The organism is Neorhizobium sp. NPDC001467, from assembly GCF_050275975.1.
In the GTDB taxonomy this organism is placed as follows: Bacteria; Pseudomonadota; Alphaproteobacteria; order Rhizobiales; family Rhizobiaceae; genus Neorhizobium.
Genome location: NZ_JBNNPS010000001.1, coordinates 690,862 through 717,523, shown reverse-complemented (window position 1 = coordinate 717,523; position 26,662 = coordinate 690,862). Strand labels below are relative to the sequence as shown.

Here is a 26,662-nt window from a genome sequence, read left to right as displayed (position 1 = left end):
CCTAAGGTCTTCGGTACCACCATAATATCAATGACTTAATCGATTGAAACAAGAGTTGGCATGGCGCTTGCTGTTCTGTTCACATTCTATCAACTGCTGCCCCGGGTAGGAAACCTTGAGCGGGGCATCTGGAGGACATTATGGATATTCATGCACCCGCTGCACCGAAGGCGGAGGCCCTTCCCTTCTATCGCCACCTGTATTTCCAGGTTGTGACGGCCATCATCGCCGGCATGCTGCTGGGCCATTTTTACCCGGAATTCGGCGCCAGCCTGAAGCCGCTGGGCGACGCCTTCATTCGTCTGGTGAAGATGATCATCGCCCCGGTCATCTTCCTGACGGTCGCCACCGGCATTGCCGGCATGGCGGATCTGAAGAAAGTTGGCCGCGTCGCCGGCAAGGCGATGATCTACTTCCTCACCTTCTCGACCCTCGCGCTGATCGTCGGCCTGGTCATTGGCAACCTGTTGCAGCCGGGTGCCGGCATGAACATCGATCCGGCCTCGCTCGATGGCAAGGCGGTCGCCACCTACGCCACCAAGGCGCATGAAACGACGATCACCGGGTTCCTGATGAACATCATCCCAGAAACCATCGTGGGCGCCTTTGCGCAGGGCGATATCCTGCAGGTCCTGTTCTTCTCGGTCCTGTTCGGGATTGCGCTCGGCATGGTCGGTGAAAAGGGCAAGCCGGTTCTCGACTTCCTGACCGCGCTTACCGCCCCGATCTTCCGTCTCGTCGCCATCCTGATGAAGGCCGCCCCGATCGGCGCCTTCGGCGCGATGGCATTCACCATCGGCAAGTATGGCATCGGCTCGGTTGCCAACCTGGCCTTCCTCATCCTCACCTTCTACATCACGGCCCTCGTCTTCGTGCTGGTCGTGCTTGGTGCGGTCGCCAAGTATAACGGCTTCTCCATCCTGGCGCTGATCCGCTACATCAAGGAGGAACTGCTTCTGGTTCTCGGCACCTCCTCCTCGGAAGCGGCCCTGCCCAACCTGATGCAGAAGATGGAACGCGCCGGCTGCAAGCGCTCGGTGGTCGGCCTTGTCATCCCGACCGGCTATTCCTTCAACCTCGACGGCACCAATATCTACATGACGCTGGCTGCCCTCTTCATCGCCCAGGCGACCGGTATCAACCTCTCGCTCACCGACCAGATCCTGCTTCTGCTTGTCGCAATGCTTTCGTCGAAGGGCGCCGCCGGCATTACCGGTGCGGGCTTCATCACCCTTGCGGCGACCCTCTCGGTCGTCCCCGCCGTTCCCGTCGCCGGCATGGCGCTGATCCTCGGCATCGACCGTTTCATGTCGGAATGCCGCGCGCTCACCAATCTTGTCGGCAATGCGGTCGCCACCATCGTCGTTGCCCGCTGGGAAGGCGAACTGGACAAGACGCTGCTCGACAAGGCGATGGCCGGCGAAATTTCCGGCGAACCGACCCCGGCAGCATTGCAGCCGGCCGAGTAATCAGGTCCTCCCAAGACCCGACATGCACAAAGGCCCGGAGCAGTCATGCCCCGGGCCTTTGCGTTGTTCCGGCAGAAGCACCAAGCCTGCCATATGTCTTTTAACAAAACCGTCCCGGTCCTGTGCAACGGCAAGCACCGAAGAGCAAACAACCAACCGGCAAGCCCTAGGACGCACGGCCCCGGCACCAAACCCGGACCGTCAAGCGTCATTGATAGCAGCGAAAACTATTCCACCAGTACCTTGGCGATTTCGCTCGCCAGTTCTTCCTGTGAGTAAGGTTTGCCCAACCGCCCGACATCGATATCCATGCCCTGCGGCAGATCGGTGTAACCACTGGCAAGCAGGATAGGCAAGCCAGGTACGAGTTTGCGCGCATGCTGTGCCAGTTCGGCGCCGTTCATGCCCGGCATGGAAAAATCGGTGATCATCAGGTCGATGGGACTGCCACCCTCGACAGCCTTGCCGAGCAGTTCAAGCGCTTCGCGACCGGAATGCGCCTCGACAACGGTATGGCCCAGTTCCTCCAGCATATCGACGGAGGTCATGGCGATCAGCACGTCGTCATCGACCATCAGGATTCGGCGTTGCTGCTGCAGGTCGCTCATTTCGGTACCCCCGGGGCTGTCTCTGTTGTTCTGGTTGTCGGCCGCGCGGCATGAACCGGGCATGGAACGAACAGGGGCCGTCCGACGGACCCCGTTTCAGAACAGATAAGGTGGGGCATTATTAAGACAAGATTGCGGATCGTACAGTTTTTTGTTCGACAAGCCGTAACGGGACGTCCGCCTCGCCTTCAATGGGCACTGCGGCCGCCCCGTCACGGGGCCGTGGGATTGCAGTCAGACGCTCGGCACCGGGCGGGTATCGAAGCCCATGCGTTTCTCAGAGGTCCCGGTCGTTGGCGGTCTTGTCCGGACGGGTCACGGAAACCGGGTCGCTGGCGGGAAACGTGTCCTCAAGCCCCTCGTCCAGTTCGCTTTCGGTTTCCTGGCGCCGCTGCTCGCTCTTTTCGTCCTGAAGCGATTTTACCGCTTCGGACGGCGCATTGCTGGTATTGTCAGGCGTCATTCCCATCGGATCCTCCATCGTTTCTATCTCAGAAACAACGTCGACGAACGAGGACGGTTCCGAAGCGGCGCATCTGCATCCCGTCCCTCAACCTGGACCATACGGCTACCAGAGATCGGCGTGGCGGTTCACGTCCTTGTAGAGCAGATAGCGGAACCGCCCCGGCCCGCCGGCATAACAGGCTTGCGGACAAAAGGCGCGCAGCCACATGAAATCGCCGGCCTCCACCTCTACCCAGTCGGCGTTCAGCCGGTAGACAGCCTTGCCTTCCAGTACATAAAGTCCGTGCTCCATGACATGAGTTTCCATGAACGGAATGGTCCCGCCCGGTTCGAACGTCACGATATTGAGATGCATGTCGTAGCGCGGATCGGACGGATCGATGAAGCGCGTCGTCGCCCAGCGTCCATCGGTATCCGGCATGGGGTGCATTGCGCAATCGTCCTCGTGGGAGAAGATCGCCGGCGGCGCCTCCAGCCCGTCCACCACTTTGAAGACCTTGCGCACCCAATGGAATCGGACCACCTCGCCGGTGTCGTTGGAGATCGTCCAGACAGAACCGGCCGGCACATAGGCAAACGATCCCGTTTTCAATTCATGCTTTTCACCATCCAGCGTGACCGCCATGCAGCCCGACACGACGAAGAGCGCGGCTTGCACCCGCGCATCCGGCTCCGGCCGCGCGCTGCCGCCACCCGGCAAGATCTCGACGATATATTGCGAAAACGTCTCGGCAAAACCGGTCATCGGACGCGCCAGTATCCAGGCCCGCGTCCTGTCCCAATGCGGCAGGAGCGAGGTCACGATATCGGTCATCACGGTTTTCGGGATAACCGCATAGGCCGTGGTGAAGACGGCCTTGCTGGAGAGCGTCTGCGTCTGCGACGGCAGGCCGCCCAATGCGGAATAATAGGTCGAGGGATTCATGCGCGGCACCCCTTTGATGGATGCCTCAAGTGTAAGCACCCTCATCGGGCTTCGGCAATGGCGTATAGCGCGCCGGTTTCAACCTCAGCAAAGGTCCCAGATCGGCCCCTTGACCACATGGCGCGGCACGTCGCGGGGCGGCGGCATGTGAATGTCACCGGCGCCGATCAGCCGGTAGAACTGGTCGACCCGGCGGCGCTGCAGACTTTCAAGCTCAGTGACGCGATAATGGTCGGCAGCCTTCATCAGAAATGTCGCGAATTCCTCCATGCCGATGCCATCCGCCTTGCGCATCTGCGCGATCAGCGGGTCCTGAATGGCCTGGTGCAGCGTGAGGTCTCGAAACATGATCTTGGCTCCTTTGCGCCGGCCAATACACACTTCATGCGACAGGTTTATTTCAGTCTTTCCTTTTTCGTCATGGCAGGCGCTTTTCGCCTGAAGCGGGAGCGACCAGATGACGGTTCCATGACGAAAATGGAAGCAAACTGGAAACCCCTGTAATTTGACTGACAAGCAAGCTCGCTAAGACGCCGCTCAACAGATGCGGGGCGCCATGAAGGCTGCCCGCCGGAATGTTGGAGTTTGCCCCATGAAAGTCATCCAGATCACCGATACACACCTGAGCCCCACAAAACCGCATTTCAATGGCAACTGGGCGCCGCTCCTGCAGTGGATCGAGGCAGAAGAGCCGGATCTGGTCATTCACACGGGCGACCTTTCAGTCGATGGCGCGGACCACGGCAACGACCTCTCCTTCTCCATGGACCTGATGCGCGAAACGTCAGCGCCGATGCTGATCCTGCCCGGCAACCACGATGTCGGCCACCTGCCCGGCTCACCGCAGCCCGTCAACGCCGAGCGCCTCAGCCGCTGGCGCGACATGGTCGGTCGCGATTACTGGTTCCACGATGCCGACACCGAGAACGGCAACTGGCGTTTCATCGGCCTCAACGCCCTCCTGTTCGGCCAGGGCGACGACGCCGATGGCACGGAAGAAGAAGCCCAGTTCGTCTGGCTGAAGGAAGTGCTGGAAAACCGTGGCGACCGCCGCGTCGCCATGTTCTCGCACAAGCCGCTGTTCGTCGATGAACCACAGGAAGGCGACACCGGCTACTGGGGCCTGCGTCCGGCCCAGCGCGGCCGCATGTTTGATCTGATCGCCGCCCACGACGTCGCCCTGTTCGCCAGCGGCCATCTGCACTGGGCATGGGAAGGCAAGTTTGAGAACACTGCCCTCGTCTGGGGGCCGGCCGCCGCCTTCATCATCGACACGCTTGAGCGCGAAATGCCGGGCGAACGTCTAGTCGGTGCCGTCGTCCACGAATTCGGGAACACGGTCAAGAGCACCATCGTCGCCGTTCCGGGCATGGTCGCCCATGTCATCGATGACGTCATCGAGGAAGTTTATCCGCAGAGCGCCAAGAAAGCTGCACCGGAGGCGGCCGAATGAGCGCGCTTTCCATCAGGAACGTCACCAAGTCCTTCGGTGACAACCACATCTTGAAGGGCATCAGCCTGGAGGCGGAAGCCGGCGAGTTCATCGCGCTGGTCGGCCCCTCCGGCTGCGGCAAGAGCACGCTGCTGCGCATCGTCGCCGGTCTTGAAGGCGCCGACAGCGGTGAGATCGTTGCCGGCGGCCGCGACCTGACGCGCCTGGTCGCGGCCGAACGCAACGTCGCCATGGTGTTCCAGTCCTACGCGCTTTATCCGCATCTGACCGCCGGCCAGAACATCGCCGTGCCGCTCGCCATGCGCAACCTGACCTCGATGCAGCGCCTGCCAATCATCGGCTCGGCTCTGCCGAGCCAGCGCAAAATCCGCAAGGACATCATGCGACAGGTCACCGACATGGCCCGCTCGCTGAAGATCGACCACCTGCTCGACCGCAAGCCGGGCCAGATGTCCGGCGGTCAGCGTCAGCGTGTGGCGCTTGCCCGCGCCATGGTGCGCCAGCCCGGCCTGTTCCTGATGGACGAGCCGCTTTCCAACCTCGATGCCAACCTGCGCGTCCATGCCCGTGGCGAAATCGTCGACCTGCACCGCCGCGCCGGTGTCCCGACGCTTTACGTCACGCACGATCAGGCCGAAGCTTTGTCCATGGCCGACCGCGTCGCCGTCATGATGTCCGGCAACCTGCTGCAGCTTGCAGCGCCGGAAGTGATCTACGACGATCCGGCCCATATCGAAGTGGCCAGATTCGTCGGCCAGCCGCGTATCAACACCATTGCCAGCCGCGTCGATGTCGATGGCGCCGTCACGCTCGGCACCTGGCGCCTGCAGCCGCATGAACGTCTGTCGCCGGGCGCTGACATTACCGTTGCCATCCGCTCGGAATTCCTCTCGATTGCCGATCTCGGCACGCCGGGCCTGCCCGCCCATATCGAGCGTCTCGAATTTTTGGGCTCGGAAGTGATCGTCTACACCAAGCTCGACGCGATCGGCGAAAGCATGGTCGTCAAGCTCGCGCCTTCGGAAGCCAAGGGCCTTGTTGCCGGCAAGCCGGTGACATTAGTTCCGCAGGGCGAACGCCTGATGGTGTTCGGTGCCGATGGCGCCCGCCTGCGCGCCGATCTCACCTTCACCACCCAGCTGGAGCGGGCGCATGGCTGACATGACCGCCATCTCTATCCCCGTCGAGAAATCACGCCCGATCGTCAACGTCAGTGAACGTCACGAAGCCCGCGTCGCCTGGATGTTGGCGGCACCGGCCATGATCCTGATCGTGCTGTTCATCCTCGCCCCGGTCGTCGCCGTCATCACGCTCGGCTTCACCGATTTCGAACTGGGTTACAGCACGTTCAAGTTTATCGGTTTTGAAAACTACGCCGAACTGATGGGCGACCGCACGTTCCGCCAGTCTTTGTGGAACACCGCCGTCTATACCGCGATCGTCGCACCCGCTTCGATCCTGCTCGGCCTCGGTGTGGCTTTGCTGATCGAAAGCGAAAAGCTCGGCCGCTCCTTCTTCCGCACGGCCTATTTCCTGCCGGTCGCTTCGCTGCTCGTCGCCATGGCCACCGTCTGGCAGTACCTGCTGCACCCCACCATCGGCCCGGTCAACAGCCTGCTCAACCTGATGGGCCTGCCCGGCCCCAACTGGCTCGGTTCCGCCGGCACCGTTCTCTACAGCCTGTCGATGATCGGCGTCTGGCAGACGGTCGGGTTCAACATGATCCTGTTCCTCGCCGGTCTCACAGCCATCCCGCGTGATCTCTACGCCGCCGCCGAAATCGATGGCGCAAAGTCCTCGCTCGATCGCTTTTTCCTCGTCACCCTGCCCATGCTCGGCCCCACCACGGTCTTCGTCACCGCGATCAGCATCATCAATGCGGTGAAGGTTTTCGAGACGGTGAAAACGCTTACCGAAGGCGGCCCCAACAAGGCATCGGAAGTCCTGCTCTTCACCATCTACCAGGAAGGTTTTGTCTACCTGCGCGTCGGGTACGCCTCGGCCATGACCGTGGTTTTCCTCGCCGTGCTGGTGGTGATGATGTTCGCGCAATACCGCCTCGTCGACCGGAAGGTGCACTACTGATGACCGAAACCTTTTCCCTCGGCCGCGCCATCCGCCTCACCCTCCTGTCGCTCGGCGCACTCATCTTCCTCGCGCCCTACATCTTCATGATCTCCACCGCCGGCAAGGGCCAGAGCGAGATTTTTACCTCGTCGCTGTCGCTCATCCCGACGCAGTTCTTTTACCTCGAGAATTTCGCCAAGGCTTTTGGCCGCGTCTCGATGGGCCAATTGCTCTGGAACGGCGTCATCGTCTGCGGCCTGATCTTCGTCATCCAGGTGATCATCGCCATCCCTTGCGCCTATGCCATGGCCAAGCTGAAATTCGGCGCTGCCCGCCTGCTGATGGCGCTGGTCATGCTCGGCCTGCTGGTGCCGATCCATGCCACCTCGCTGCCGCTCTATGTCGCCTTCGACAGCGCCGCGCTTCTGAACAGCTACACGGCGCTTGTTGCCCCGTTCTCGATCTCGGTCTTTGCGATCTTCCTGTTCCTGCAGTTTTTTCGCGCCATGCCGGACGATCTCATCCACGCCGCCCGTCTGGACGGCATGTCGGAACTCGGCATCGTCATGCGCGTCATCGTGCCCAATGCCTGGCCGGCCATCACCGCCTTCGCGATCTTTTCCGTGGTTGCCCACTGGAACGACCTCTATTGGCCGCTGATCGTCGTCTCCAACCAGGACTATGCCACCCCGCCACTCGGCCTCTTGTTCTTCCGGGCAGCCGAAGCAGGCGACGACTACGGCGCGCTGATGGCCGCCACCCTGATTATCACCCTTCCCCTCGTTGCGGCATTCCTTCTCGCACAAAAACGCTTCGTCGAGGGCATCACCATGACCGGTCTGAAGGGATAGCCCAACCAACCGGTCGCCTCACCTATCCCCAATCCTCCCGCCCATCCTCCCAAGGAGAAATGCAGTGAAGCATTTTGCAAAACTTCTCTCGGCCGCCGCCATCACCATGGCAGCCGCTTTCCCGGCCCACGCCGAAACCACGCTGACGGTGCATTACCCGATGCCCGGCTTCTTCAAGGACGTCATGGACAAGGTGTCCAAGAAGTTCATGGAAGAAAACCCGGACATCAGAATAGAGTTCGCAAACCCGTCGCCGACCTATGAGGAAGGCATCCAGACGATCATGCGCCAGGCCGGCACGTCCGAAATGCCGGACCTGACCTTTATCGGCCTCAACCGCCTGCGCATGGCCGACGAGCGCTCGATCCCGGTCGATCTCGCGCCGTTCATGGCCAAGGACAAAGCCTCGATGGCGGAACAGGGCTTTTCGGACACGATCCTGAAGCTGGCACAGGTCAACGGCAAGCAGGTCGGTCTCGCTTTCGCGACCTCGAACCCGATCATGTACTACAATGCCGATCTGGTAAAAGCTGCCGGTGGCAACCCCGACCAGCCGCCGAAGACCTGGGACGAAGTGATCGCTCTTGGCGCCAAGATCAAGGCGCTCGGCAACGGCGTCGACTCGGTCGATTTCCGCTGGCAGGGTGACGACTGGATGTTCTCCGCGCTGCTGTTCGGCGCCGGCGGCACCATGCTGTCGGAAGACGAAAGCAAGGTCGCGTTCAACGGTCCTGAAGGCCAGAAGGCTTTTGGCGTGCTCGACCGTCTGGTCAAGGAAGCCGGCATGCCGGTCTTCACCAAGGCTGCCGGTGAGCAGGCCTTCGTTGCCGGCAAGGTCGGTTTCGCCTTCCAGACGACGGGTGCTCTTGCCAACACCATCAAGAACGTTGGCGGCAAGTTCGACCTGCGCACGGCAGAAATCCCGCTACTCGACCCGGTGGGCGGCAAGCTGCCGACCGGCGGCAACGCCGTCGTCATCCTGACCAAGGATGCAGCCAAGCAGGACGCTGCCTGGAAGTTCGCCAAGTTCGCAGCCGGCCCTTACGGCGCCTCGGTTGTCGTTCCCGGCACCGGCTACGTTCCGAACAACGAACTGGCTGCCAAGTCGCCGGAATATCTCGGTGATTTCTACGCCAAGAACCCGCTCTTCCAGGCTGGCCTGAAGCAGATGCCGCGCATGATCCCGTGGTACGCCTTCCCGGGTTCCAATGGCGTGCGCGTCACCCAGACGATCGTCGACAACTCTTCGCGCGTCGTTGACCGGTCGGCCAAGCCGGAAGAAGCACTGGACGATGCCGCCAAGGAAGTGAAGCGCCTGCTGCCGCGCAGCTAAGCTCTTCATCTCTGTAGAAAGCCGCCGTACGAAAAATCGTGCGGCGGTTTTGATTTATGGAAGATCAGATTGCCCGGACAGTGCCGCCGGGTCGCATCGTGAACGGCACATCGAGATGCCGCGTCGGCGCTTGGTTTTCGGCGATATCCAGCAGCAACGACGCGGCCGCCGCCCCCATGCTGACATCCGGCATCTCGATCGTCGTCAGCACCGGATCGATCAGCCGGCCGATGGAAATCCCATCGAACCCGCCAACCGACACATCGCCTGGAACCGAAAGCCCCTCACGCTTCAGGGCACCGATCACGCCCAACGCCAACAAATCGTTTGAAGCAATGATCGCCGTCGGTCGCGTCAGTCGCAAAGCCTCGCCGAGATCGAGCCGATCATATTCGGTAAAACCGATCTCCACTGCCGGGATCGGTTCCAGCCCCGCCCGCCGCATGGCTCCGACATGGCCCTCATACCGATGCCGCGCCCGGTCCGAGGCCGCAAAACGGCCGGACACGAACAGAATGCGGCTGTGCCCGTGCGCGATCATGTGATCGGTCATCGTTCGGCTTGCCGCGAAATTATCCGTGGTGACCGCCGCCGTGAACGCGCTTGTCGGTCGGTTGTGCATCAGCACGGTCGGCGGCATGTCTCCATCGGGCGGCTGGTAACTGGCGGCGTCGCAAAGCGTCAGGATCAGGCCGGTCGGTCGCTCGTTCAAAAGCGCGGCGATCGCATTCGCCTCCTGCGCCGGATCGTAATTCGACTGGGCGATCAGCACGCCGTGACCGCCCACCAGCATGCGGTTCTGGATCACCGATACCGATGTGGCAAACACCGGGTTGGTGATACTTGGGATCAGAAGCCCGATGACCGGCCGCCGCGCTGCCTTGCCGGCGGCCATCACCGATGCGCGGTAACCGAGCTCGGCCGCCGCCTTGACCACCCGCCTGCGCGCACTGTCGCTGACCGCACCCCGGTCGGAAAGGGCCCGGCTGGCCGTTGCCACGGAACAGCCTGCCCGTCTCGCCACCTCTTCCAGTGTTGCCATGTTCCGACGCTCCGCGTTAGTTCCGGCGCAGAATTATGAAGCTTCCGCGACGGTATTACGACATAGCTGGCGTCAGTCCTTGGGCATGATCGCGTAAAGGCGGAAGAACCGCGCCGCCTTGCGCTTCTCGTCGGGATCGCGCATCACCGAATCCCAGGCCGCCAGCAGGGCCTCGTGCAGCGCTAGCGCCACCAAATGCGACATGGTACTGCGATCGTCGATGATGCGCACCTCTTCGCGGACCTTCTTCAATCCGGCCACGACGTTCTCGAGATCATGCATTCTCAGTCCCCCATAGTTCCCCATATGCGCGAGACTACAGAAGATCGCAGGCCAAATTCGGTATATTTAGCTTTAAAGTAAAGCGTTAACGTGAGCGAAAGACAGCCGCACCAACCCGCGCAAAGCGGGGATTGGAAGTCAAAAAAATGCGTGCGAACAGGCGGATAGCAGCACCGCCCCACGACTGACGGCCCGGATATTGACCGCCATCTCGCGAGACATCTTTGCGAAAAAGAAAGAGGAAGGCGCACCCTCCTCCCAGCGGCAAGCGCCTCTTATTTGTCCTCGATCGCAAACGTCATCGTGACCGCGATCGAATAGGTGTTTTCGCCGGCAGCCACCGCCACGCCATCGGACTGAGCCTTCATCATCGCCATGCGCGGTGCGGGCGACGGCGGCATGAAGCGATCCTCGCCCTCGCTGATATCGATCACCTTTCCGACCTTGACACCGGCAGCCTCAGTCAGCGTGAGGGCCTTATCCATGGCGTCCGCCACCGCCTTCTTGCGGGCTTCGCTGCGTGCGGCGGAGGGGTCGTCATTGGTGAAGGTGATCTGGCCGCCCTGATTGACGCCGAGCGTGACCGACTGGTCGATGATATTGCCCAAAGCCTTGAGGTCGCGGATCTTCACCGTCAGACCGTTCTGCACCTCGTAGCCGATGATCCGGGGCGGGTCGACGCGACCGTCCTTTGGCTCGTTTTGCTGGTATTGCGGATAGATCGAGAAATTGCTGGTCTGCAGATCCTTGTCGGCAATGCCGGCCTTCTTGAGCGCGGTCAGGACCTGGTTCATCGCCGCATTGTTGTCGGCGAGTGCCTTTTGTGCGGTTTCGCCATTGCGGGCAACGGTCAGGTTGATGATCGCCATGTCCGGCGCGACCGAGGCTTCGCCGGTACCGCTGACCCGGACGACCGGCTCATGGGGGGCGCGATCCTGCGCGCTGACGGACGTGGCGGCAAGCGGCAGTGCAACGAGCGTCGCCGCAACCACGGTGGAAAGCCGGCCGGCGATGGAACGATGAGGAGTGCAGCGCATGAAAACGATCCTTGTGTGAATGAAAGCGGTTCGACGCGTTGTGGTGGCGAACGATTGTGAACCTAATGCGGCAACGGCTTGTGACGTCTGTCAAATTACGTTAGAGCGGTTGCGCGGACGGCGAACCATTGCGCCAACGCCAGCCGTCGCCGACGGCCGGGGCCTGTAGCTCAATGGTTAGAGCCGGCGGCTCATAACCGCTTGGTTGGGGGTTCGAGTCCCTCCGGGCCCACCAATTTCCCATAAAAAAACCGCTCTTCGCCAGTCGGGGAGACGAAACGAAGAGCGGCCATATTCCATCAACGGGCGACGGAGATGGAATTCTTTCGGCAGGGAGCCGATCCGTCAGCGACGGATGACCGGGCAGCCGCGTTCATTGGCAAACACGATACGGTCGCGGCCGCGACGGTCGAAACCTTCGACAACGACCACCCGTCGGGATACGTCAACGACGCGGGCGCGGCGAAGGCCCATGCGGCTGGCCTTTTCCTCGGCAAGCCAGGAATCGCAGCGGTCACGGCGCGGCGGGCCGCGGAAATCGCGTGGCGGCGGACCACGGTCACGATCGTAATATTGGACATAGACGCCGTAATCGGGTCCGGCAGCAGCGGCACCGGTCAGGGTGGCGCCAAAAGAAGTCAAGGCGACCAGGGCTGCAAGTCCAGCCTTCACAACGATATGGGTCACTGTTCTCTCCAGCAATGAATGGCTCCGGTTATCCGGAGATGCTGGCAGATTAGGCAGAGACACCTGAACCGGGTCCGAAGCAAGCATTCATCCTGCGTTCATCAAGGGGACACGCGAAAAGCCAGCATGCGGCTCAGGCGCTCAGATGCAGCACGACCTCGCGGCGGTGCGCACGATCGCGATGTTCGAACAGGTAAATGCCCTGCCAGGTGCCCAGAACCATGGCGCCGCGCGACACCGGAATGCCGAGGGAGACCGCCGTCAGCGCCGCCTTGATATGGGCCGGCATGTCGTCGGGCCCCTCTGTCGTATGGCGCATCCATCGCATCGACGGATCGTCCGAGGGAGGAGCGATGTGCCGGAAGAATTGCCGAAGGTCATGCCGCACGTCGGGATCGGCATTTTCCTGGATGAGCAGCGAGCAGGATGTGTGACGCACGAAAACAGTCAACAAACCTTCGTTCACATCGTTTGCGCGCAGAAAATCCTCGACCTGTGTCGTGATCGCGTAAAGGCCCTGGCCGCGCGTCGTCACGCTGATGATCGTTTGCGGCATGGTTCAAGATCCTTCCTGCCAGATGTCGGAGACCTCAGATGGTGCGGTCGACGATTTCCGCAAGATGGGCGATGGGCAATCGTCAACGGCCACGATTATCATGCGGCGGCAACACCTTCCCGTCTTTTCGGTCTTGCCGCGGCCTTTTCGTGGGCACCGCCATGGCTTTTTCGGCCCGGTTCCCCTATGGCGTTTCAACTTTTTCACATGCGGCCAGCCTCGATCATGTCCCATTCCCACCTCGGGCTCGTCGCCCTTGTCCTTCTTGCCTCCAATGCACAGGCGCAGGAAGGGGCCCCCACCGGGGTCGTGCGTGAATCCGGGCGGGCGGCCATGGCGCCAGCGGCGGCGGCCGACCGCATGCCCGGTCTTGCGGCGATCGGTTCACAGACTACGCCCGCCCGGTCGCAGGAGGTGCATGTGGCTCCAGGCGCCGTGCGGCATAGCCTGACACGGCAAAAGCCCGGCCCTCAGATCTCCGGTCGCCAACGGCCCGGCGAGGACCTCCCTGAGGATGCAGTCCCGGCGAACCGGGCGCAGACTGGCCGGCCCTTCTCACCGCAACGTCAAAGCGGTTCCTCCGCGCCAAACCCCGTCCAGACTAGCAGCCTGAAAACAGGCCAATCCCACACTGCCCACACCCCATCGGAACGGGCAATGACGGACCGTGCACTGCAGGCCCAAGCGCTCGAAAGCCGTATCCGGCCAGACCGGACACTTGCTGAACCCGGTCTGCATATTCCGGGGACCGGCAATGTCAGGCAGCCGCGTATAGCGCTGACCTTTGATGCCTGCATGGGCAAGACCGACGATCGCATCCTCTCCGTTCTGGTGGCCGAGCGCATTCCGGCAACGATCTTTGTCACGGCCCGCTGGCTACGCGGCAATCCGCAGGCCGTGGCGCTTCTCCAGCAGAATCCCGACCTGTTCGAGGTCGAAAATCACGGGCAGAATCACGTGCCGGCAGTTGAGACTAAGACGACGATCTACGGCATCGCGTCGGCCGGTTCCCCGAAGGGTGTCCACGACGAAGTGGCGGGCGGAGCCGACGCCATGCGACAGGCCGGCCTCTCGCCGCCCCACTGGTTTCGTGGCGCAACCGCGAAATACGATGCGAGCGCCATTCGCCAGATCCGCGCCATGGGCTACAGGATCGCCGGCTATTCCGTGAACGGCGATGGCGGCTCGCTGCTTGGCGCCGCGCTTGCGGAAAAGAGGATCGCATCGGCCAGCGACGGCGACGTGATACTTGCCCATATCAATCAGCCGAGCCATGCGGCGGGAGAAGGCGTGGCACGCGCGCTGCTCGCCTTGAAAAAGCGCGGCGTCGCCTTCGTGCGCCTGTCGGATGTCGAGCCGATCGGGGACCGGGACAGCACCCGCGACATCGCCGGACTGTCCGGCGTACCTGGTCAATAGGACGCTCAATAGGCCGGGAAGCCGCGTTTGCGCCATTCACTTTTGGGAATTGCGCCGCCAACGCGATGGGCAAAGGAAATCACTTTGCGGGCATCCTTGTCCACGACGCAGCGGAAGCTGACCTCATGCCACCTTTGTCGGGCACGAAAGCCCACCGCCTGAACCTCGATGCTGTTTTCTCCCGTCAGCTGCGGCCGCGGCAGGATATCGGGATTATAGACGGGCGTGCCATGCCGCAGCTGTTCGCGCAGCTCCGTACTGCATAATTCGGCGGCGCGCTGCTCCCGGGTCATCACGTTCATCGCCATGACGGCCATCGGCTGATTGGCGACACGGCGCGAAAACAGGCGCTTTGCCGGCGCCATGGCTGCCGCGTCGCCTGGTGCGCCCTGTTCATTTGCCCTGCCGCCAGGTCGGTCGGACATCGCCTCCGGTCCACCGGACGCCGAAGATCCGGCGTTCTCGTCCGCCCCACCAGAAGTGCGCCCACTCGTGCCGCCGGCAGCATCGTCGCGTCCGCTGCCGGCTGCGTCGTCGCGTTTCACGCCGGCAGGCGCGTCGCGTACCCCGGCAACTGCGTCCGGGCCGGCCCCGCCAACGGCGTTGGCGTTGGCCCCGCCGCCCGACTTTGACGTCGCGTCTTTGCCGGCCCCATTCGAACCATCACTGACAGAGTCAGGCCGGGCTCCCTCCGCCGCCTGGTAAGGCGATTGGCCAGGCGCTTGCGAGGCGGCAGGCACGCTGGGGCGACCGTCCGCACCCGCCCCGCTCTGCGGCACCGACAGTATCTGTGGAACGGCAGGGGTTGAAGCTCCAGTCTCGGCGTCGGCCGCGTCAACGCCTTGGCCAACGACGGCATTCCGCCCCATGCCACCATCCTGGCCATCGCCAGCGACCGCGCCGTCATAAGCACTCAGGCCTTTGTCAGCACCCGGCTCGTCTTCGTTGCCGGCGCCCTCGCCGGCACCCTGGCCGTCGTCCTTTCCTTCAGCTCGCTCTCGATCCGGCTGAACGGCGGCCGCAGCAAGGCCGTCTTGTTCGGACACGTCGGGCCGCGGCTCATCGCCAGCGCCACCGTCGGCTTTGGGCCTTGCCTCGTCACTGGCGTCATTTGTCCCGACTTCACGCGTACCGGCACCGTCCATCGCTGCCGCCTCGCCCGTCGTCGCCACCTCGCCCGTTGTAGACTCGTCCTTCGCGACACTGTCCGTTACCGGATCAGCCGTTCTGGGACCATCCGCCTCGGTCCCATCCGTTCCGCGACCTGTCGTCCCGGCTGCGTCCGCGGCGGCACCATCCGTAGGCCTCTGGGAGGCAGGGTTGGTGAGGTCGGTTGGCGGCTCGGCATTCGGCTCATCCGCAATGCCGGCCACGGTTGCCGCTTCGTCCTCCGCGGCAAACGTGGATGCGGCGTCGGCGTCAGCCTGGCTATCCGGACCCCCACCGGTATCCAGGTTCGCATCGGTGTCGCCAAACTGGAAGACCGGGCGCAGACGATCCAGAGGCGTGCCGGCCGCGCGCTGCGATGGCTCCCTCTGCTCGGCTTGCGGCATGGGCGCGGCTTCGGCGTCCTGGGCCGCCTCGGCCTCGGTTTTTTCCGGCCTTGGCTCTACGGGTTGGGCCTCCTGCGAACTGTGCTGCCGAGATTGGGATGGCGTCGACTGGGCCCTATCAACCTGAGCCAGCTCCGGCTGCGGCGCCGTGGGGGCGGCGCCTTGCGGCAGAGGTTCAGCTGCCCCAGCGTCTGCGGCCTGATCCTCTGCGGTTGCCGGAGATTTGACGGCAGCGGCCCCGGGCAAGCCTGCCGGAGCTTTCTCAGCCAGGTCTATCTCATTTGGCGATTTCTCGCTCGCGGAAGGCCCGGCCGGTTTGTTGCCCGCAGGCAGCAGCTGCGGTTTTTCCGCGGATGACAACTGCGGCGGCGCAGCGGATGGAGGCTCCACCGTGTCCGGCTCGGCCGCCTCTGGCGTCGTAGGGTCGGGCTGCGCGTGGGTTTCGCCCCGTGGGTTCTCCTGCCCGGCTATCGGCATGACGATCTCCACATTAAGCGCCTCTTCCGCCGGCTGCTGCGGCAGAACGGCCGGAAGGTCGTAAAGGGCGATGAAGGCAATAACGGCATGGATGCCAAGCGAGGCGGCAATCCCCCAACCCAGCATCCGCTGTCGTGTCGTCGCGCTGTCCGTCGTCCTGTCCACCATTGTGCTGATGTAGAACGAATGTCCGGCCGGATCGAGTCTGGCGGCGATCAAAAGACGATCACGCAGCATCTTCGCTCCCTTGCAAACAAACCGACCAACCGGTATGTTTAGGCCATGTCACAAGCTCATCGTCGCGAAAAACAGCCGGATGCGGTCCGCCGCTCCCTTCTCGACCACGCCGCCCGCCAAGCCGCCGAAGAGGGGCTCACCGCCCTGACCCTGCAAACCGTTGCTGATGCCGCGCAGGTGACGAAGGGCGGGTTGCTGCATCATTTTCCGAGCAAGCAGGCGCTGATTGCGGCTGTGTTCGAAGACCTCCTTGCCACGCTCGACGATGAGATCGACACCCGCATGGCGTCGGACCCGGTCTCACACGGCCGTTTCACCCGCGCCTATATCGACGCCTTTTTTCAGGTGACCCGGGAGGGCGCCAGCAGCCCATGGGCGGCGTTGTCCCTCTCATGCATGACGGATGCCAGGCTGCGCGGGCTGTGGTGCGACTGGATGCGGGAACGTGTGAAGCGCCATGCCGCGACCGATAGCGATCCGCAGCTGGCACTGGCGCGCTACGCGGCGGACGGCATCTGGCTTGCCAACCTCACCGAAATTGCCGGTCTACCGGCCGGCGAACTCGACCGGCTGCATGCTCAACTCAACACCATGACATCGAAACCATGAACCCTGTTCTCCTCACCTATGGTTCGCTGGCCGCCGCCATCGCGCTCGAAGTCGTTGGCACGACGCTCCTGCAGCAGAGCCAGCAATTCACCCGGCCGTTGCCGACGATCGGCATGGCGCTGTGTTACGGCGCCGCCTTCTATCTACTGTCGATCGTGCTCAGAACCATGCCGGTCGGTATTGCCTATGCCATTTGGAGTGCACTTGGCATTGTGCTGGTATCGGCGGTCGGCGTGTTCCTGTTCAAGCAGACGCTCGATCTTGCCGCCATCATCGGCCTTGGCCTGATCATTGCCGGCGTCGTGGTGGTCAACGTGTTTTCCAACAGCGTTTCTCATTGATTGCAGGAATATCTGCCCGAGCGTATGATGCCTGCCGTGAAGCCTGGAGGTTCCGATGGCAGCCGTGTCAGTTGCAGAAGCGCAGGAAAAGCTCGGCGAATTGATCGACCGCGTGGCACGCGGCGAAAGGGTGGAGATCCTGCGGGATGGCGAGCCGGTGGCGACGTTGAGCGCGCCTGTCAGGCCCCATGACAGTGGACGAAAGAAGGAACCTATCGACTTCGAACGGCTCCGTATTCTGAGGAACGGCATGCCTCCCCAAAGTGAGGACGCCGGCACATTCATGCGGCGGATGCGTGACGACGAGCGCTACTGATGCTTTACATCGACACGTCGGTTATCATCGCTTTTCTAACTGATGAAGGCGAGGCGCCCAAGGTCGAAGCGTGGTTTGAAAAACAAGGCTCTTCGGCATTTGCGGTAAGCGACTGGACGCTGACAGAGATTTTCTCTGCCCTATCCCTCAAATATCGGACTGGGCAGATTTCCGCTGAGAAACATCAGGCTGCGCTTCTGGAGTCCTCCCTGCTGCTGGATAAATCGCTCCGGCTTTTCCCGATCAAGCGCGCACATTTCAATATCGCAGCAACATACTGCAATCACCGCCAAACCGGCCTCCGCTCCGGCGCCGCCCTTCACCTCGCCGCAGCGACGGAACTCAACGCAGAAATTGTCACACTCGACAAACGCTTCGCCACCGCCGCCAATACCCTTGGCGCCCGCTGCACACTGCTCTGAACACACTCTTGAGCCAAACAAAAACCCGGCCAACCTTTCGGTGGACCGGGTCTGTTGATGTCTTCGTACCGTCAGCCGATCAGCTGTCGAGGAACGAGCGCAGCTTGCGCGAACGGCTCGGGTGCTTCAGTTTGCGCAGGGCCTTCGCTTCGATCTGGCGGATACGTTCGCGGGTAACCGAGAACTGCTGGCCGACTTCCTCGAGCGTGTGGTCGGTATTCATGCCAATACCGAAACGCATGCGCAGAACGCGCTCTTCACGCGGGGTGAGCGATGCCAGGACACGGGTCGTCGTTTCGCGCAGGTTCGCCTGAATGGCGGCGTCGATCGGCAGAAGCGCGTTCTTGTCCTCGATGAAGTCACCGAGGTGGCTATCCTCTTCGTCACCCACCGGGGTTTCGAGCGAGATCGGCTCCTTGGCGATCTTCAGGACCTTGCGGACCTTTTCGAGCGGCATCGCAAGCTTTTCGGCCAGCTCTTCCGGCGTCGGCTCGCGACCGATCTCGTGCAACATCTGGCGCGACGTGCGAACGATCTTGTTGATCGTCTCGATCATGTGCACCGGGATACGGATCGTGCGGGCCTGGTCGGCAATCGAACGGGTGATCGCCTGACGGATCCACCAGGTCGCATAGGTCGAGAACTTGTAACCGCGACGGTATTCGAACTTGTCGACCGCCTTCATCAGGCCGATATTGCCTTCCTGAATGAGGTCGAGGAACTGCAGGCCGCGATTGGTGTACTTCTTGGCGATGGAGATGACGAGGCGAAGATTTGCTTCGACCATTTCCTTCTTGGCGATCCGCGCTTCGCGCTCGCCCTTCTGTACCATCGACACGATGCGCCGGAATTCCGAAATCGAAATACCGGTTTCCGTTGCCAGATTCTGGATCTCCTGACGGATGTCGCGGATCGTGTCGTTTTCCGACTTGGCAAATTCCTTCCAGCCGCGCGCGCCAAGATTGGCGATCGACTTCATCCAGTGCGGATCGAGCTCGGCACCCTGATACTGTTCAAGGAACGAATCGCGCTTGACGCCATAGGATTCGGCCAGACGCAGCAGACGGCCCTCGTTCTGCATCAGACGCTTGGAGATGTCGTAGAGCTGTTCGACCAGGCTGTCGACGCGGTTCTGGTTCAGCGACAGCGACTTGACCGCCGTGATCAGCTGATCCTTAAGCTCCTTGTAACGACGCTCCTGCCCGCTCGAAAGCGTGCCGGTGCAGGAAAGGCGGGCCTCGACCTGCTGATCCTGCAGCTTGCGCAGCTTCTTGTAGGTATCGGCGATGACGTCGAGCGTTTCCATGACCTGCGGACGCAGTTCCGCTTCCATGGCGGCAAGCGATAGGCTCGATTCGTCGTCGTCCTCTTCCTCTTCCTCGGCCGGCATGTCGCCGCCGCCGACATTGGTGATGTCGTCGTCATTGGCAGGATTGCGGGCGCGCCGGGTCTTTTCCTTTTCCTCGGCGGCCTTGCGGTCGGCCTCGATCTTTTCCGGGCTCTGGAACTGCGGCGCAGCCTTGGCTTCCGGGCCGGAATAGGTGGTTTCGAGGTCGATGATCTCGCGCAGCAGCGTCGTGCCTTCGTTGAGTTCGTCGCGCCAGATAATCAGCGCCTGGAACGTCAACGGGCTCTCGCAGAGACCGGAAATCATCGTCTCGCGGCCGGCCTCGATGCGCTTGGCAATGGCGATTTCGCCTTCGCGCGACAGCAGCTCCACCGACCCCATTTCGCGCAGGTACATGCGCACCGGATCGTCGGTACGGTCGGTCGGTTCCTTCTTCTTTGCGGTCGCGACGGCCGTGCCGCCGCTGGGCGCCAGTTCGCCACCCTCGCTGTCGGAATCGTCGTCACCGTCGTCGTCCGATTCGGCCTTTTCCTCGGCTTCCTCGTCCTCGACAACGTTGATACCCATGTCCGAAAGCATGGCCATCGTGTCTTCGATCTGCTCGGACGTCACTTCTTCGGAGGGAAGCACCGAATTCAGCTCGTCCATGGTCACATAGCCGCGCTTCTTGGCGGCCTTGATCATTTTCTTGACCGCGTCATCGGAAAGATCGAGAAGCGGACCATCCGTAGCGCCTTCGCGTTCGGTTTCTGCTTCTTCGTTTTCTTTGACTTTAGTTGCCATTTATTTCGTCGCTTTCCCTGGACGCCATTCCGTCGCGGTTACGGGTAATGCCTATTACGGGTGATGTGCCACCCGCCACCGCGAATCGCAATCACTCACCTAACCGACTGACCTTTAATTCGTGCTTAACCACGCCGCCGGCGTTCGCCATAAAGGATCGGTCTGCCATCGGAGCCCAGCTTGCAGCTCCTTGGCCTGTCCGATCCGTCCACCTAATTCTGCCTGAAACGGTGATTCCCACAAAATTCCTTCCCGTCAAGCTCTTCCGGGCAAATACCCACTTAAATCGGGCCCTGACCGGAAAAATTTGAGAGCGCTGGGTACGCGGGATTTAGACCCCTATCACTACGTCCGGCTGATATGTAGGCAGACCCTCGGCAAAGACAAGTCTCGGTTGGGTACAAAAACAGATGGCACGTCTGGCTATCCATGCCCCACGGCGGCACCCTTGATCCGGCCCGACATGACACCAAAACCATCGATGATCGCTTCCTGGTTTTCGAGCCGAAGGATCTCGTTGTGAACCTCCGACAACGCGCGCAAAAGAGCGTCGCCGCGTTCCGGCTCGTCGCCGGGTGTCTCGGCGATTTCCCGCTCCAGCTCGATCTTCTGCCAGCGCAGTTCCTTGTTGCGCAGATAAAGCGCCAGGGTCTGCATATAGGCCTGCAGCGCGTCCTGCATGTCCGCCTCTTCCGTGGCGGTCCAAAGGCGGGCATTGCGCACCTGGACGGTCATCGATTTGAGCAGATCGGCGAAACCGTTCTCCTCCAGCTCTTCGCGCACCAGTGCCGGCGTCGCCCGCGTTCCCGCCTTGGTAATGATGGCCAGCACGCAGGCCCAGAACCGCTGCAGATCTCGGTTTTCGAATTCGACTGTGGAGACATCATCATACTGGTCGAGCAGAAGCTGCGGATGGTTGACGACGGTGAGCGCCAGGACCACTTCGCGCAGCGCCGGCAGTTCCAGATGACCACGCACCAGGCCGGATTTCGCCAGCCGGTCAGACACTGTCATGCTGCCGCGAAACTCGCCGCGGCCCTGCTGCGATCCGCCGCGAAAATTCTGGCGGCCACCGCCACCGCCCGGCTGGAAACCGGAGCGACGCTCCGACCCGCGAAACAGCGTGTTCAGCTGGTCGCGCATATGCTGCTGGTAATAGCGGCGCACGTTTTCATCGGCAATGACGGAGACGATCTGCTTCAGCCGCGCCTCGAGCTCGGCCCGCCGCTCCGGCGTATCGAACGTCGCGCCAGTCGACTCGCGCTGCCAGATCATGGTCGCGAGCGGCTTGGCGTCAGCCAGAACGCGATCGAATGGCGCACGCCCCTCCTGCCGCACGAGGTCGTCGGGATCCTTGCCGTCCGGCAACATCGCAAAACGAACCGACCGGCCAGGCTTGATATGCGGCAGCGCCAGATCGGCAGCGCGATTGGCGGCGCGGATGCCAGCGCTGTCGCCATCGAAACAGAGGATCGGCTGCGGCGTCATCCGCCACATCAGTTCCAGCTGGTTTTCGGTGAGCGCAGTGCCGAGCGGCGCGACGGCATTTTCCACGCCGGCCTGATACAGCGCGATCACATCCATATAACCTTCGACGGCAATCACATCGCCCGGCTCGCTGCGTCCGGCCTGCCGACCGGCCAGTAGGGCCGACTGACGCGCCCGCGCATGGTTATAAAGCACATTGCCCTTGTGAAAGAGTTCGGTCTCGGGCGAGTTCATGTATTTGGCCGGCGCATCGGGCGCCATGGCGCGGCCACCGAAGGCGATCACCTTTTCCCGCACCGACAGGATCGGGAACATGATGCGATCGCGGAAATAGTCGTAGGACACCGAAATGCCTTCGCCGTGGCGAACGAGCCCGCAGGCCTCGATCTGCTCCTTGGATACGCCCTTGCCGGCAAGATGCTCCTTCAGCGCATTGCGGCTGTCGGCGGCAAAGCCCAGTCGGAACGTCTCGATGGTCTTGGCGGTCAGCCCGCGATCGCGCAGATAGGCGCGCGCCTTGGCGCCGATAGGGGCATGCAGCTGTTCCTGAAAGAACAGCGTCGCCATTTCCATGACGTCCTGCAGGCTGGTGCGCTGCTGCTCGCGCTTCTGGGCCTGCACGTCCGGCGCGGGTAAGGAAACGCCGGCCATGTCGGCAATCTGCTGCACGGCCTCGGGGAAGTTCAGTCCTTCCAGCTCGGTCAGGAAGCGAAAATGATCGCCGGAAACGCCACAACCGAAGCAGTGGTAACGGCCCTTGCGGTCTTCGCAGTGAAAGCTCGGGCTCTTTTCGCCATGGAACGGGCAGCAGGCCCAGTAATCGCCGCGCGATACATTTGTCTTCTTGCGATCCCACGTGACGCGGCGTCCGATCACCGAAGAGATCGGCACGCGGTCACGGATTTCATCAAGAAAGGTATCGGAAAAGCGCATTGTCACCTCAAAGCCTGCTTCCATATAAGCAGCCGTCGGCCGAAACACCATTCCATAGCATGAGTCCGCAGGCGTCGTGCCCGCTATTCACAGGCCAATCCGGCATCCCAACGCCGAGGATCAGGCGGATTTGCGGCAACATCACCCGCGAACAAATTACATTCTTGTAATTTGAAAAACGTCTTTTGCGGACGCAATCTCCACGCAGGTCAGGAAGCGTCAGCGGCTTTTTGTGAAGCGCCGATAATGCACCGCGCAACCGGGTGCAAACTTCCTTCGCTCTTCGGGTGGAGATGTCGCCATCATGGCGATATTGGCCGCCTACCTCGCCGGCGGCCAGTCCGCAGTCGGCCGGCGGGATGGATGAAGAGCAAAAGGCCGGGGCCCATGATCGGATCCCGGCCTTTTCCTGTTCAGGTCCTTGCCTGTGCCTGGCTCGACCTGCCTCAGCCGAGCTGCGCCTTGATCGTGCCCGATGCCTTGCCGAAATCCATCTGGCCGGCATAACGCTCGCGCAGCGCCGCCATCACCTTGCCCATGTCCTTGATGCCGGAGGCGCCTGTCTCGGCGATGATACCGGCGATGATTTCAGCCACCTTCTCGTCGGACAGCTGTTCCGGCATGAAGGTCTTGATGACGGCGATTTCCTCGCGCTCCTGCGTCGCGAGTTCGGCGCGGCCGGCCTCGTCGTAGATCTTGGCAGATTCCTCGCGCTGCTTGACCAGTTTCTGCAGGATCTGCAGAATTTCGTCTTCGCTCGTGTCCTCTTTGCCGGCACCGCGATTGGCGATGTCGCGATCCTTGATGGCGGCCTGCATCAGCCGCACGGTCGAAAGACGGCGGGTGTCCTTGGCCTTCATCGCTTCCTTCATGGCTGTGGAAAGCGTTTCGCGGATCATGGGCTTACTCCTTGAAGGCCGTTTCGACCTGATATGACAGTGTCAGGCCTAGATAGACGAGGCGCATCGCCCGTTCAATCGACCGATACAGGAATAAATGGCCAAACCGTTGGCGCAATCGGTTGACCGCGAACCCGTGCTTCGATATTTTCCCGCACCTAGCACCCAATTGAACGAAGGTTTTCGCGCGAGCACTCGCGCGCCCCTTCCCTTGCGACCACAGTGATGGCCCTGCACTCTGCTAGAACCCTCTGGCGGACACGGGCGGAGACGAACCGAATGACCGCGACAGCCCCCTCTACCGCTCCCTGGACGACCAGCAAACCCACCGCTCTTCTCGTGCTTGCCGACGGCACCGTAATCGAGGGCACCGGCATCGGCGCGACCGGCAAGGTAACCGCGGAAGTCTGCTTCAACACGGCGCTGACCGGTTACGAGGAAATCCTCACCGACCCTTCCTATCTCGGCCAGATCGTTACCTTCACCTTCCCGCATATCGGCAATGTCGGCACCAACGAGGAAGATATCGAAGACCTGACGCCGGCAGCGCGCCGCGGCGCCGTCGGCACCATCTTCAAGGCAGATATTACCGAACCGTCGAACTACCGCGCGGCAAAGCATCTCGACGCGTGGCTGAAAGCCCGCGGCGTCATCGGCCTGTCCGGCATCGATACGCGCGCGCTGACCGCCTGGATTCGCGCCAATGGTGCCCCCAATGCGGTGATCGCCCATGATCCGAACGGCAATTTCGACATCGAGGCGCTGAAAGCCGAAGCCAAGGCCTGGGGCGGTCTTGTGGGCCTTGATCTCGCTAAGGAAGCCTCGTCGGGCCAGTCCTCGCAATGGGCACAGAAACCCTGGGTCTGGAACGAGGAGTTTGCGGATCTCGATCCGGCCGATGCCAAATACCACGTCGTCTGCGTCGATTACGGCGTCAAGCGCAACATCCTGCGCCTGTTTGCCGGCCTCGACTGCAAGGTGACAGTGGTTCCGGCCGACACGTCGAGCGAAACCATCCTCGGCCTCAAGCCCGATGGCGTCTTCCTGTCCAACGGCCCCGGCGATCCGGCTGCCACCGGCACCTATGCCGTTCCGGTCATTCAGGACATCGTCAATTCCGGGCTGCCGACCTTCGGCATCTGCCTTGGCCACCAGATGCTTGGCCTGGCGCTCGGCGCCACCACCGAGAAGATGCATCAGGGCCATCACGGCGGCAACCATCCGGTCAAGGATCACACGACCGGCAAGGTCGAGATCGTGTCGATGAACCACGGCTTCGCGGTATCCTCGAAGTCGCTGCCGGAAGGCGTTGAAGAGACTCACATTTCGCTGTTCGACGGTTCGAATTGCGGCCTGCGTCTCTCCGGCAAGCCGGTCTTCTCCGTCCAGCATCACCCGGAAGCATCTCCGGGCCCGCAGGACAGTCATTACCTCTTCCGTCGCTTCATCAACATGCTGCGCGAGAACAAGGGCGAGCCGGCGCTTGCCGAGCGCTGAGACGCCAAGTCAGCAAGACAAACGAACGGCCCGCTTTCAGCGGGCCGTTTCTTTTTGGTGCCTGACCAGCATCCAGAAACGGCCGCACAGGAAGGCGGCCGCCGCCGCCAGGCCCAGGACGAAACCGATCCAGACCCCCTCGCCGCGCAGACCGAGCGGAAAAGCAAACACCCATGCGCAGACAAAGCCGATCGGCCAATAGGCGATCAGCGCCAGGATCATCGGGATCGTCGTGTCCTTGAGCCCACGCAGGATACCCGCTCCCACCGCCTGTAAACCGTCGACGAGCTGAAAGACACCGGCAAGCATGATCAGCGGCGTCGCAAGGCCGAGAACCATATCCGCGTCAGGCTTGCTGGTATCGAGAAACAGGCCGCCGAAGAAACGCGGCAGCCCCATGAACAGCAAGCCGCCGATCATGGTGAACACAGCGCCGATTACGAGCGCGGAAAGGGCTGCGCGCCGCACACCCAGAAGGTCGCGGCGGCCATGCGCCAGGCCGACGCGAACGGTCGCCACCTGCGCGAGGCCGAGCGGGATCATGAAGGCGATGGACGCCAGCTGCAGCGCAATGCCATGTGCCGCCAGTTCCAGCTTGCCGATCATGCCCATCAACAGGGCGGCTGCGGCAAACAGGCTGGTTTCGGCAAGGATCGTAAAGCTGATCGGCAGGCCGAGCACGAACACTTCGCGGATCATCCCCCAGTCGGGCCGCCAGAACCGTACGAAAATCTCATAGGATCGCGTGTCCTTGAGAACCTCGATATAGGCAACGATGATGACGAAACCGGTCAGGTTGGCGCACACGGCGGCGATCGCGGCACCGCGCAAGCCCAGCTGCGGCGCACCGAAATGACCGAAGATCAGGACATAGGCGACAATCAGGTTGATTGCGAACATGCCGAGCGTGACGAACAGCACCATGCCGCCCTTTTCCAGCCCCGTGACGAAGGCACGCAGCGCGAAAAAGCCGAGCGCCGGGAATATGCCCCATTGCGCGATCCGCAGATAGGTCTGCGCGGTGGCGGCCACATCCGGTTCCTGGCCGAAGGCCAGAAGCAGTGGTTCGGAAAACCACAGGATTGGCGAGACCAGAACGCAATAGGCCAGCACGACCCAAAGTCCCATGCGTACAGAACGACGCACGCCGGTCGTATCGCCGTGGCCGATTGCCTGCGCCACCATCGGAACGATCGCGCTGGTAAAGCCGCTGCCGAAAATGAAGGCGATGAAATAAAGCTGGGTGGCGATGACCACCGAGGCGAGCTCCGTCGTGCCGAGCCAGCCCACCAGAATGACGTCAGTCGTATGGATCGCCACCTGCGCCAGTTGCGCGCCGACCAGCGGCACGCCGAGAAGCAGGGTCGCCCGCATATGCGTCAGCCACCTGTTGTCCACCCTCTTTTCAGGTGCCGTTACGGGAACCGCCGCTGCCACTGACATGCCATGAATCTCCGAATGGAAAACGCCGCTTCCAGGTCCCGAAAGCGGCGATAGGCTTTCGCCTTAGACCAGAGCACGCGGCAGGGCAAGCCGCGACGACCGCTCGGCCGGTCATCGGCGTG

25 protein-coding genes, 1 tRNA gene and 1 pseudogene are annotated in these 26,662 nt (G+C 62.0%); 13 read left to right on the top strand and 14 right to left on the bottom strand.

Annotation, left to right across the window (positions count from 1 at the left end; genetic code table 11):
* Positions 1-140: 140 nt before the first annotated feature.
* Complete coding sequence (locus ACQKKX_RS03640; RefSeq protein ID WP_427568903.1) at positions 141-1,469, top strand: dicarboxylate/amino acid:cation symporter; 1,329 nt, start codon at positions 141-143, stop codon at positions 1,467-1,469.
* Between the two features lie 227 nt (positions 1,470-1,696).
* Here ACQKKX_RS03640 and ACQKKX_RS03635 read toward each other — a convergent pair.
* From ACQKKX_RS03635 to ACQKKX_RS03620, 4 genes and pseudogenes are all read right to left on the bottom strand, one after another.
* A pseudogene (locus ACQKKX_RS03635) lies at positions 1,697-2,053 on the bottom strand (response regulator); the annotation flags it as partial.
* 301 nt (positions 2,054-2,354) lie between these two features.
* Positions 2,355-2,546, bottom strand: coding sequence for a hypothetical protein (locus tag ACQKKX_RS03630; RefSeq protein ID WP_427568901.1), 192 nt, complete (start codon positions 2,544-2,546; stop codon positions 2,355-2,357).
* A gap of 99 nt (positions 2,547-2,645) precedes the next feature.
* Positions 2,646-3,467 (bottom strand): bifunctional allantoicase/(S)-ureidoglycine aminohydrolase, encoded by an 822-nt coding sequence (locus ACQKKX_RS03625; RefSeq protein ID WP_427568899.1) that lies wholly within the window; start codon positions 3,465-3,467, stop codon positions 2,646-2,648.
* Positions 3,468-3,551: 84 nt separating this feature from the next.
* Positions 3,552-3,815, bottom strand: a complete 264-nt coding sequence (locus ACQKKX_RS03620) for a hypothetical protein (protein ID WP_427568898.1) — start codon at positions 3,813-3,815, stop codon at positions 3,552-3,554.
* Between the two features lie 244 nt (positions 3,816-4,059).
* Here ACQKKX_RS03620 and ACQKKX_RS03615 point away from each other — a divergent pair, with 244 nt between their 5' ends.
* The 5 genes from ACQKKX_RS03615 to ACQKKX_RS03595 all read left to right on the top strand — a co-directional run bounded on the left by ACQKKX_RS03615 (position 4,060) and on the right by ACQKKX_RS03595 (position 9,171).
* Positions 4,060-4,920, top strand: coding sequence for a metallophosphoesterase family protein (locus tag ACQKKX_RS03615; RefSeq protein WP_427568896.1), 861 nt, complete (start codon positions 4,060-4,062; stop codon positions 4,918-4,920).
* The gene (locus ACQKKX_RS03610) at positions 4,917-6,080 is read left to right on the top strand and encodes an ABC transporter ATP-binding protein (protein ID WP_427568894.1); all 1,164 of its coding nucleotides are present in this window, start codon (positions 4,917-4,919) and stop codon (positions 6,078-6,080) included. Before ACQKKX_RS03615 ends, ACQKKX_RS03610 begins: the two co-directional genes overlap by 4 nt.
* On the top strand, positions 6,073-7,005 hold the full coding sequence (locus tag ACQKKX_RS03605) for a carbohydrate ABC transporter permease (RefSeq protein ID WP_427568892.1): 933 nt from the start codon (positions 6,073-6,075) through the stop codon (positions 7,003-7,005). The genes ACQKKX_RS03610 and ACQKKX_RS03605 overlap by 8 nt, the downstream gene beginning before the upstream one ends.
* Positions 7,002-7,838: a carbohydrate ABC transporter permease gene (locus ACQKKX_RS03600; RefSeq protein WP_427569341.1), complete on the top strand. Its 837-nt coding sequence runs from the start codon at positions 7,002-7,004 to the stop codon at positions 7,836-7,838. Before ACQKKX_RS03605 ends, ACQKKX_RS03600 begins: the two co-directional genes overlap by 4 nt.
* Before the next feature lie 64 nt (positions 7,839-7,902).
* A complete protein-coding gene (locus tag ACQKKX_RS03595; protein ID WP_427568890.1) occupies positions 7,903-9,171 on the top strand; it encodes an ABC transporter substrate-binding protein in 1,269 nt (422 codons plus the stop codon).
* Positions 9,172-9,235: 64 nt separating this feature from the next.
* On the opposite strand, the gene ACQKKX_RS03590 is transcribed toward ACQKKX_RS03595, so the two are convergent.
* The 3 genes from ACQKKX_RS03590 to ACQKKX_RS03580 form a co-directional block, all read right to left on the bottom strand.
* The gene (locus ACQKKX_RS03590) at positions 9,236-10,213 is read right to left on the bottom strand and encodes a LacI family DNA-binding transcriptional regulator (RefSeq protein ID WP_427568888.1); all 978 of its coding nucleotides are present in this window, start codon (positions 10,211-10,213) and stop codon (positions 9,236-9,238) included.
* Positions 10,214-10,285: 72 nt separating this feature from the next.
* Positions 10,286-10,495: a hypothetical protein gene (locus ACQKKX_RS03585; protein ID WP_427568886.1), complete on the bottom strand. Its 210-nt coding sequence runs from the start codon at positions 10,493-10,495 to the stop codon at positions 10,286-10,288.
* 275 nt (positions 10,496-10,770) lie between these two features.
* Positions 10,771-11,532: an SIMPL domain-containing protein gene (locus ACQKKX_RS03580; protein WP_427568884.1), complete on the bottom strand. Its 762-nt coding sequence runs from the start codon at positions 11,530-11,532 to the stop codon at positions 10,771-10,773.
* Between the two features lie 159 nt (positions 11,533-11,691).
* Between ACQKKX_RS03580 and ACQKKX_RS03575 the strand changes: the two genes are divergently transcribed.
* Positions 11,692-11,767, top strand: a tRNA-Ile gene (locus ACQKKX_RS03575).
* A gap of 110 nt (positions 11,768-11,877) precedes the next feature.
* On the opposite strand, the gene ACQKKX_RS03570 is transcribed toward ACQKKX_RS03575, so the two are convergent.
* Positions 11,878-12,219, bottom strand: a complete 342-nt coding sequence (locus tag ACQKKX_RS03570) for a hypothetical protein (RefSeq protein ID WP_427568882.1) — start codon at positions 12,217-12,219, stop codon at positions 11,878-11,880.
* A 133-nt stretch (positions 12,220-12,352) separates the two neighbouring features.
* Positions 12,353-12,775 carry a secondary thiamine-phosphate synthase enzyme YjbQ gene (locus ACQKKX_RS03565; RefSeq protein ID WP_427568880.1) on the bottom strand — a complete coding sequence of 141 codons (423 nt, stop codon included), beginning with the start codon at positions 12,773-12,775 and terminating at the stop codon, positions 12,353-12,355.
* Between the two features lie 657 nt (positions 12,776-13,432).
* Between ACQKKX_RS03565 and ACQKKX_RS03560 the strand changes: the two genes are divergently transcribed.
* Complete coding sequence (locus ACQKKX_RS03560) at positions 13,433-14,194, top strand: polysaccharide deacetylase family protein (protein WP_427568878.1); 762 nt, start codon at positions 13,433-13,435, stop codon at positions 14,192-14,194.
* Between the two features lie 5 nt (positions 14,195-14,199).
* Here ACQKKX_RS03560 and ACQKKX_RS03555 read toward each other — a convergent pair whose 3' ends face one another.
* Positions 14,200-16,461 carry a DUF930 domain-containing protein gene (locus ACQKKX_RS03555; protein ID WP_427568877.1) on the bottom strand — a complete coding sequence of 754 codons (2,262 nt, stop codon included), beginning with the start codon at positions 16,459-16,461 and terminating at the stop codon, positions 14,200-14,202.
* 45 nt (positions 16,462-16,506) lie between these two features.
* Here ACQKKX_RS03555 and ACQKKX_RS03550 point away from each other — a divergent pair, with 45 nt between their 5' ends.
* The 4 genes from ACQKKX_RS03550 to ACQKKX_RS03535 are packed head-to-tail and all read left to right on the top strand — an operon-like array spanning position 16,507 to position 18,149.
* Positions 16,507-17,070 (top strand): TetR/AcrR family transcriptional regulator, encoded by a 564-nt coding sequence (locus ACQKKX_RS03550; RefSeq protein ID WP_427568875.1) that lies wholly within the window; start codon positions 16,507-16,509, stop codon positions 17,068-17,070.
* Positions 17,067-17,411: a DMT family transporter gene (locus ACQKKX_RS03545; protein ID WP_427568873.1), complete on the top strand. Its 345-nt coding sequence runs from the start codon at positions 17,067-17,069 to the stop codon at positions 17,409-17,411. The genes ACQKKX_RS03550 and ACQKKX_RS03545 overlap by 4 nt, the downstream gene beginning before the upstream one ends.
* Positions 17,412-17,466: 55 nt before the next feature.
* Positions 17,467-17,727, top strand: a complete 261-nt coding sequence (locus ACQKKX_RS03540) for a type II toxin-antitoxin system Phd/YefM family antitoxin (protein WP_427568870.1) — start codon at positions 17,467-17,469, stop codon at positions 17,725-17,727.
* On the top strand, positions 17,727-18,149 hold the full coding sequence (locus tag ACQKKX_RS03535; RefSeq protein ID WP_427568869.1) for a type II toxin-antitoxin system VapC family toxin: 423 nt from the start codon (positions 17,727-17,729) through the stop codon (positions 18,147-18,149). The genes ACQKKX_RS03540 and ACQKKX_RS03535 overlap by 1 nt, the downstream gene beginning before the upstream one ends.
* 79 nt (positions 18,150-18,228) lie before the next feature.
* Here the strand turns inward: ACQKKX_RS03535 and rpoD are convergent, their stop codons facing one another.
* The 3 genes from rpoD to ACQKKX_RS03520 form a co-directional block, all read right to left on the bottom strand.
* Positions 18,229-20,280 (bottom strand): RNA polymerase sigma factor RpoD, encoded by a 2,052-nt coding sequence (gene rpoD, locus ACQKKX_RS03530; RefSeq protein WP_427568867.1) that lies wholly within the window; start codon positions 20,278-20,280, stop codon positions 18,229-18,231.
* Positions 20,281-20,703: 423 nt separating this feature from the next.
* Positions 20,704-22,701 (bottom strand): DNA primase, encoded by a 1,998-nt coding sequence (dnaG, locus tag ACQKKX_RS03525; RefSeq protein WP_427568865.1) that lies wholly within the window; start codon positions 22,699-22,701, stop codon positions 20,704-20,706.
* A gap of 446 nt (positions 22,702-23,147) precedes the next feature.
* A complete protein-coding gene (locus ACQKKX_RS03520) occupies positions 23,148-23,600 on the bottom strand; it encodes a GatB/YqeY domain-containing protein (RefSeq protein ID WP_427568863.1) in 453 nt (150 codons plus the stop codon).
* Between the two features lie 279 nt (positions 23,601-23,879).
* Here ACQKKX_RS03520 and carA point away from each other — a divergent pair, with 279 nt between their 5' ends.
* Positions 23,880-25,097, top strand: coding sequence for a glutamine-hydrolyzing carbamoyl-phosphate synthase small subunit (gene carA / locus ACQKKX_RS03515; protein WP_427568861.1), 1,218 nt, complete (start codon positions 23,880-23,882; stop codon positions 25,095-25,097).
* Between the two features lie 36 nt (positions 25,098-25,133).
* Here carA and ACQKKX_RS03510 read toward each other — a convergent pair whose 3' ends face one another.
* Complete coding sequence (locus ACQKKX_RS03510) at positions 25,134-26,540, bottom strand: MATE family efflux transporter (protein ID WP_427568859.1); 1,407 nt, start codon at positions 26,538-26,540, stop codon at positions 25,134-25,136.
* Between the last annotated feature and the right edge of the window lie 122 nt (positions 26,541-26,662).

Bases quoted from the DNA above. Each gene is read 5' to 3' on its own strand.
- ACQKKX_RS03580 (WP_427568884.1), bottom strand. From the start codon at position 11,532: ATGCGCTGCACTCCTCATCGTTCCATCGCCGGCCGGCTTTCCACCGTG.
- ACQKKX_RS03535 (WP_427568869.1), top strand. From the start codon at position 17,727: ATGCTTTACATCGACACGTCGGTTATCATCGCTTTTCTAACTGATGAA.
- ACQKKX_RS03585 (WP_427568886.1), bottom strand. From the start codon at position 10,495: ATGCATGATCTCGAGAACGTCGTGGCCGGATTGAAGAAGGTCCGCGAA.
- ACQKKX_RS03540 (WP_427568870.1), top strand. From the start codon at position 17,467: ATGGCAGCCGTGTCAGTTGCAGAAGCGCAGGAAAAGCTCGGCGAATTG.
- ACQKKX_RS03590 (WP_427568888.1), bottom strand. From the start codon at position 10,213: ATGGCAACACTGGAAGAGGTGGCGAGACGGGCAGGCTGTTCCGTGGCA.
- ACQKKX_RS03565 (WP_427568880.1), bottom strand. From the start codon at position 12,775: ATGCCGCAAACGATCATCAGCGTGACGACGCGCGGCCAGGGCCTTTAC.
- ACQKKX_RS03555 (WP_427568877.1), bottom strand. From the start codon at position 16,461: ATGCTGCGTGATCGTCTTTTGATCGCCGCCAGACTCGATCCGGCCGGA.
- dnaG (WP_427568865.1), bottom strand. From the start codon at position 22,701: ATGCGCTTTTCCGATACCTTTCTTGATGAAATCCGTGACCGCGTGCCG.
- ACQKKX_RS03620 (WP_427568898.1), bottom strand. From the start codon at position 3,815: ATGTTTCGAGACCTCACGCTGCACCAGGCCATTCAGGACCCGCTGATC.
- ACQKKX_RS03550 (WP_427568875.1), top strand. From the start codon at position 16,507: ATGTCACAAGCTCATCGTCGCGAAAAACAGCCGGATGCGGTCCGCCGC.
- ACQKKX_RS03560 (WP_427568878.1), top strand. From the start codon at position 13,433: ATGACGGACCGTGCACTGCAGGCCCAAGCGCTCGAAAGCCGTATCCGG.
- carA (WP_427568861.1), top strand. From the start codon at position 23,880: ATGACCGCGACAGCCCCCTCTACCGCTCCCTGGACGACCAGCAAACCC.
- ACQKKX_RS03610 (WP_427568894.1), top strand. From the start codon at position 4,917: ATGAGCGCGCTTTCCATCAGGAACGTCACCAAGTCCTTCGGTGACAAC.
- ACQKKX_RS03510 (WP_427568859.1), bottom strand. From the start codon at position 26,540: ATGTCAGTGGCAGCGGCGGTTCCCGTAACGGCACCTGAAAAGAGGGTG.
- ACQKKX_RS03640 (WP_427568903.1), top strand. From the start codon at position 141: ATGGATATTCATGCACCCGCTGCACCGAAGGCGGAGGCCCTTCCCTTC.
- rpoD (WP_427568867.1), bottom strand. From the start codon at position 20,280: ATGGCAACTAAAGTCAAAGAAAACGAAGAAGCAGAAACCGAACGCGAA.
- ACQKKX_RS03625 (WP_427568899.1), bottom strand. From the start codon at position 3,467: ATGAATCCCTCGACCTATTATTCCGCATTGGGCGGCCTGCCGTCGCAG.
- ACQKKX_RS03520 (WP_427568863.1), bottom strand. From the start codon at position 23,600: ATGATCCGCGAAACGCTTTCCACAGCCATGAAGGAAGCGATGAAGGCC.
- ACQKKX_RS03545 (WP_427568873.1), top strand. From the start codon at position 17,067: ATGAACCCTGTTCTCCTCACCTATGGTTCGCTGGCCGCCGCCATCGCG.
- ACQKKX_RS03630 (WP_427568901.1), bottom strand. From the start codon at position 2,546: ATGGGAATGACGCCTGACAATACCAGCAATGCGCCGTCCGAAGCGGTA.
- ACQKKX_RS03605 (WP_427568892.1), top strand. From the start codon at position 6,073: ATGGCTGACATGACCGCCATCTCTATCCCCGTCGAGAAATCACGCCCG.
- ACQKKX_RS03615 (WP_427568896.1), top strand. From the start codon at position 4,060: ATGAAAGTCATCCAGATCACCGATACACACCTGAGCCCCACAAAACCG.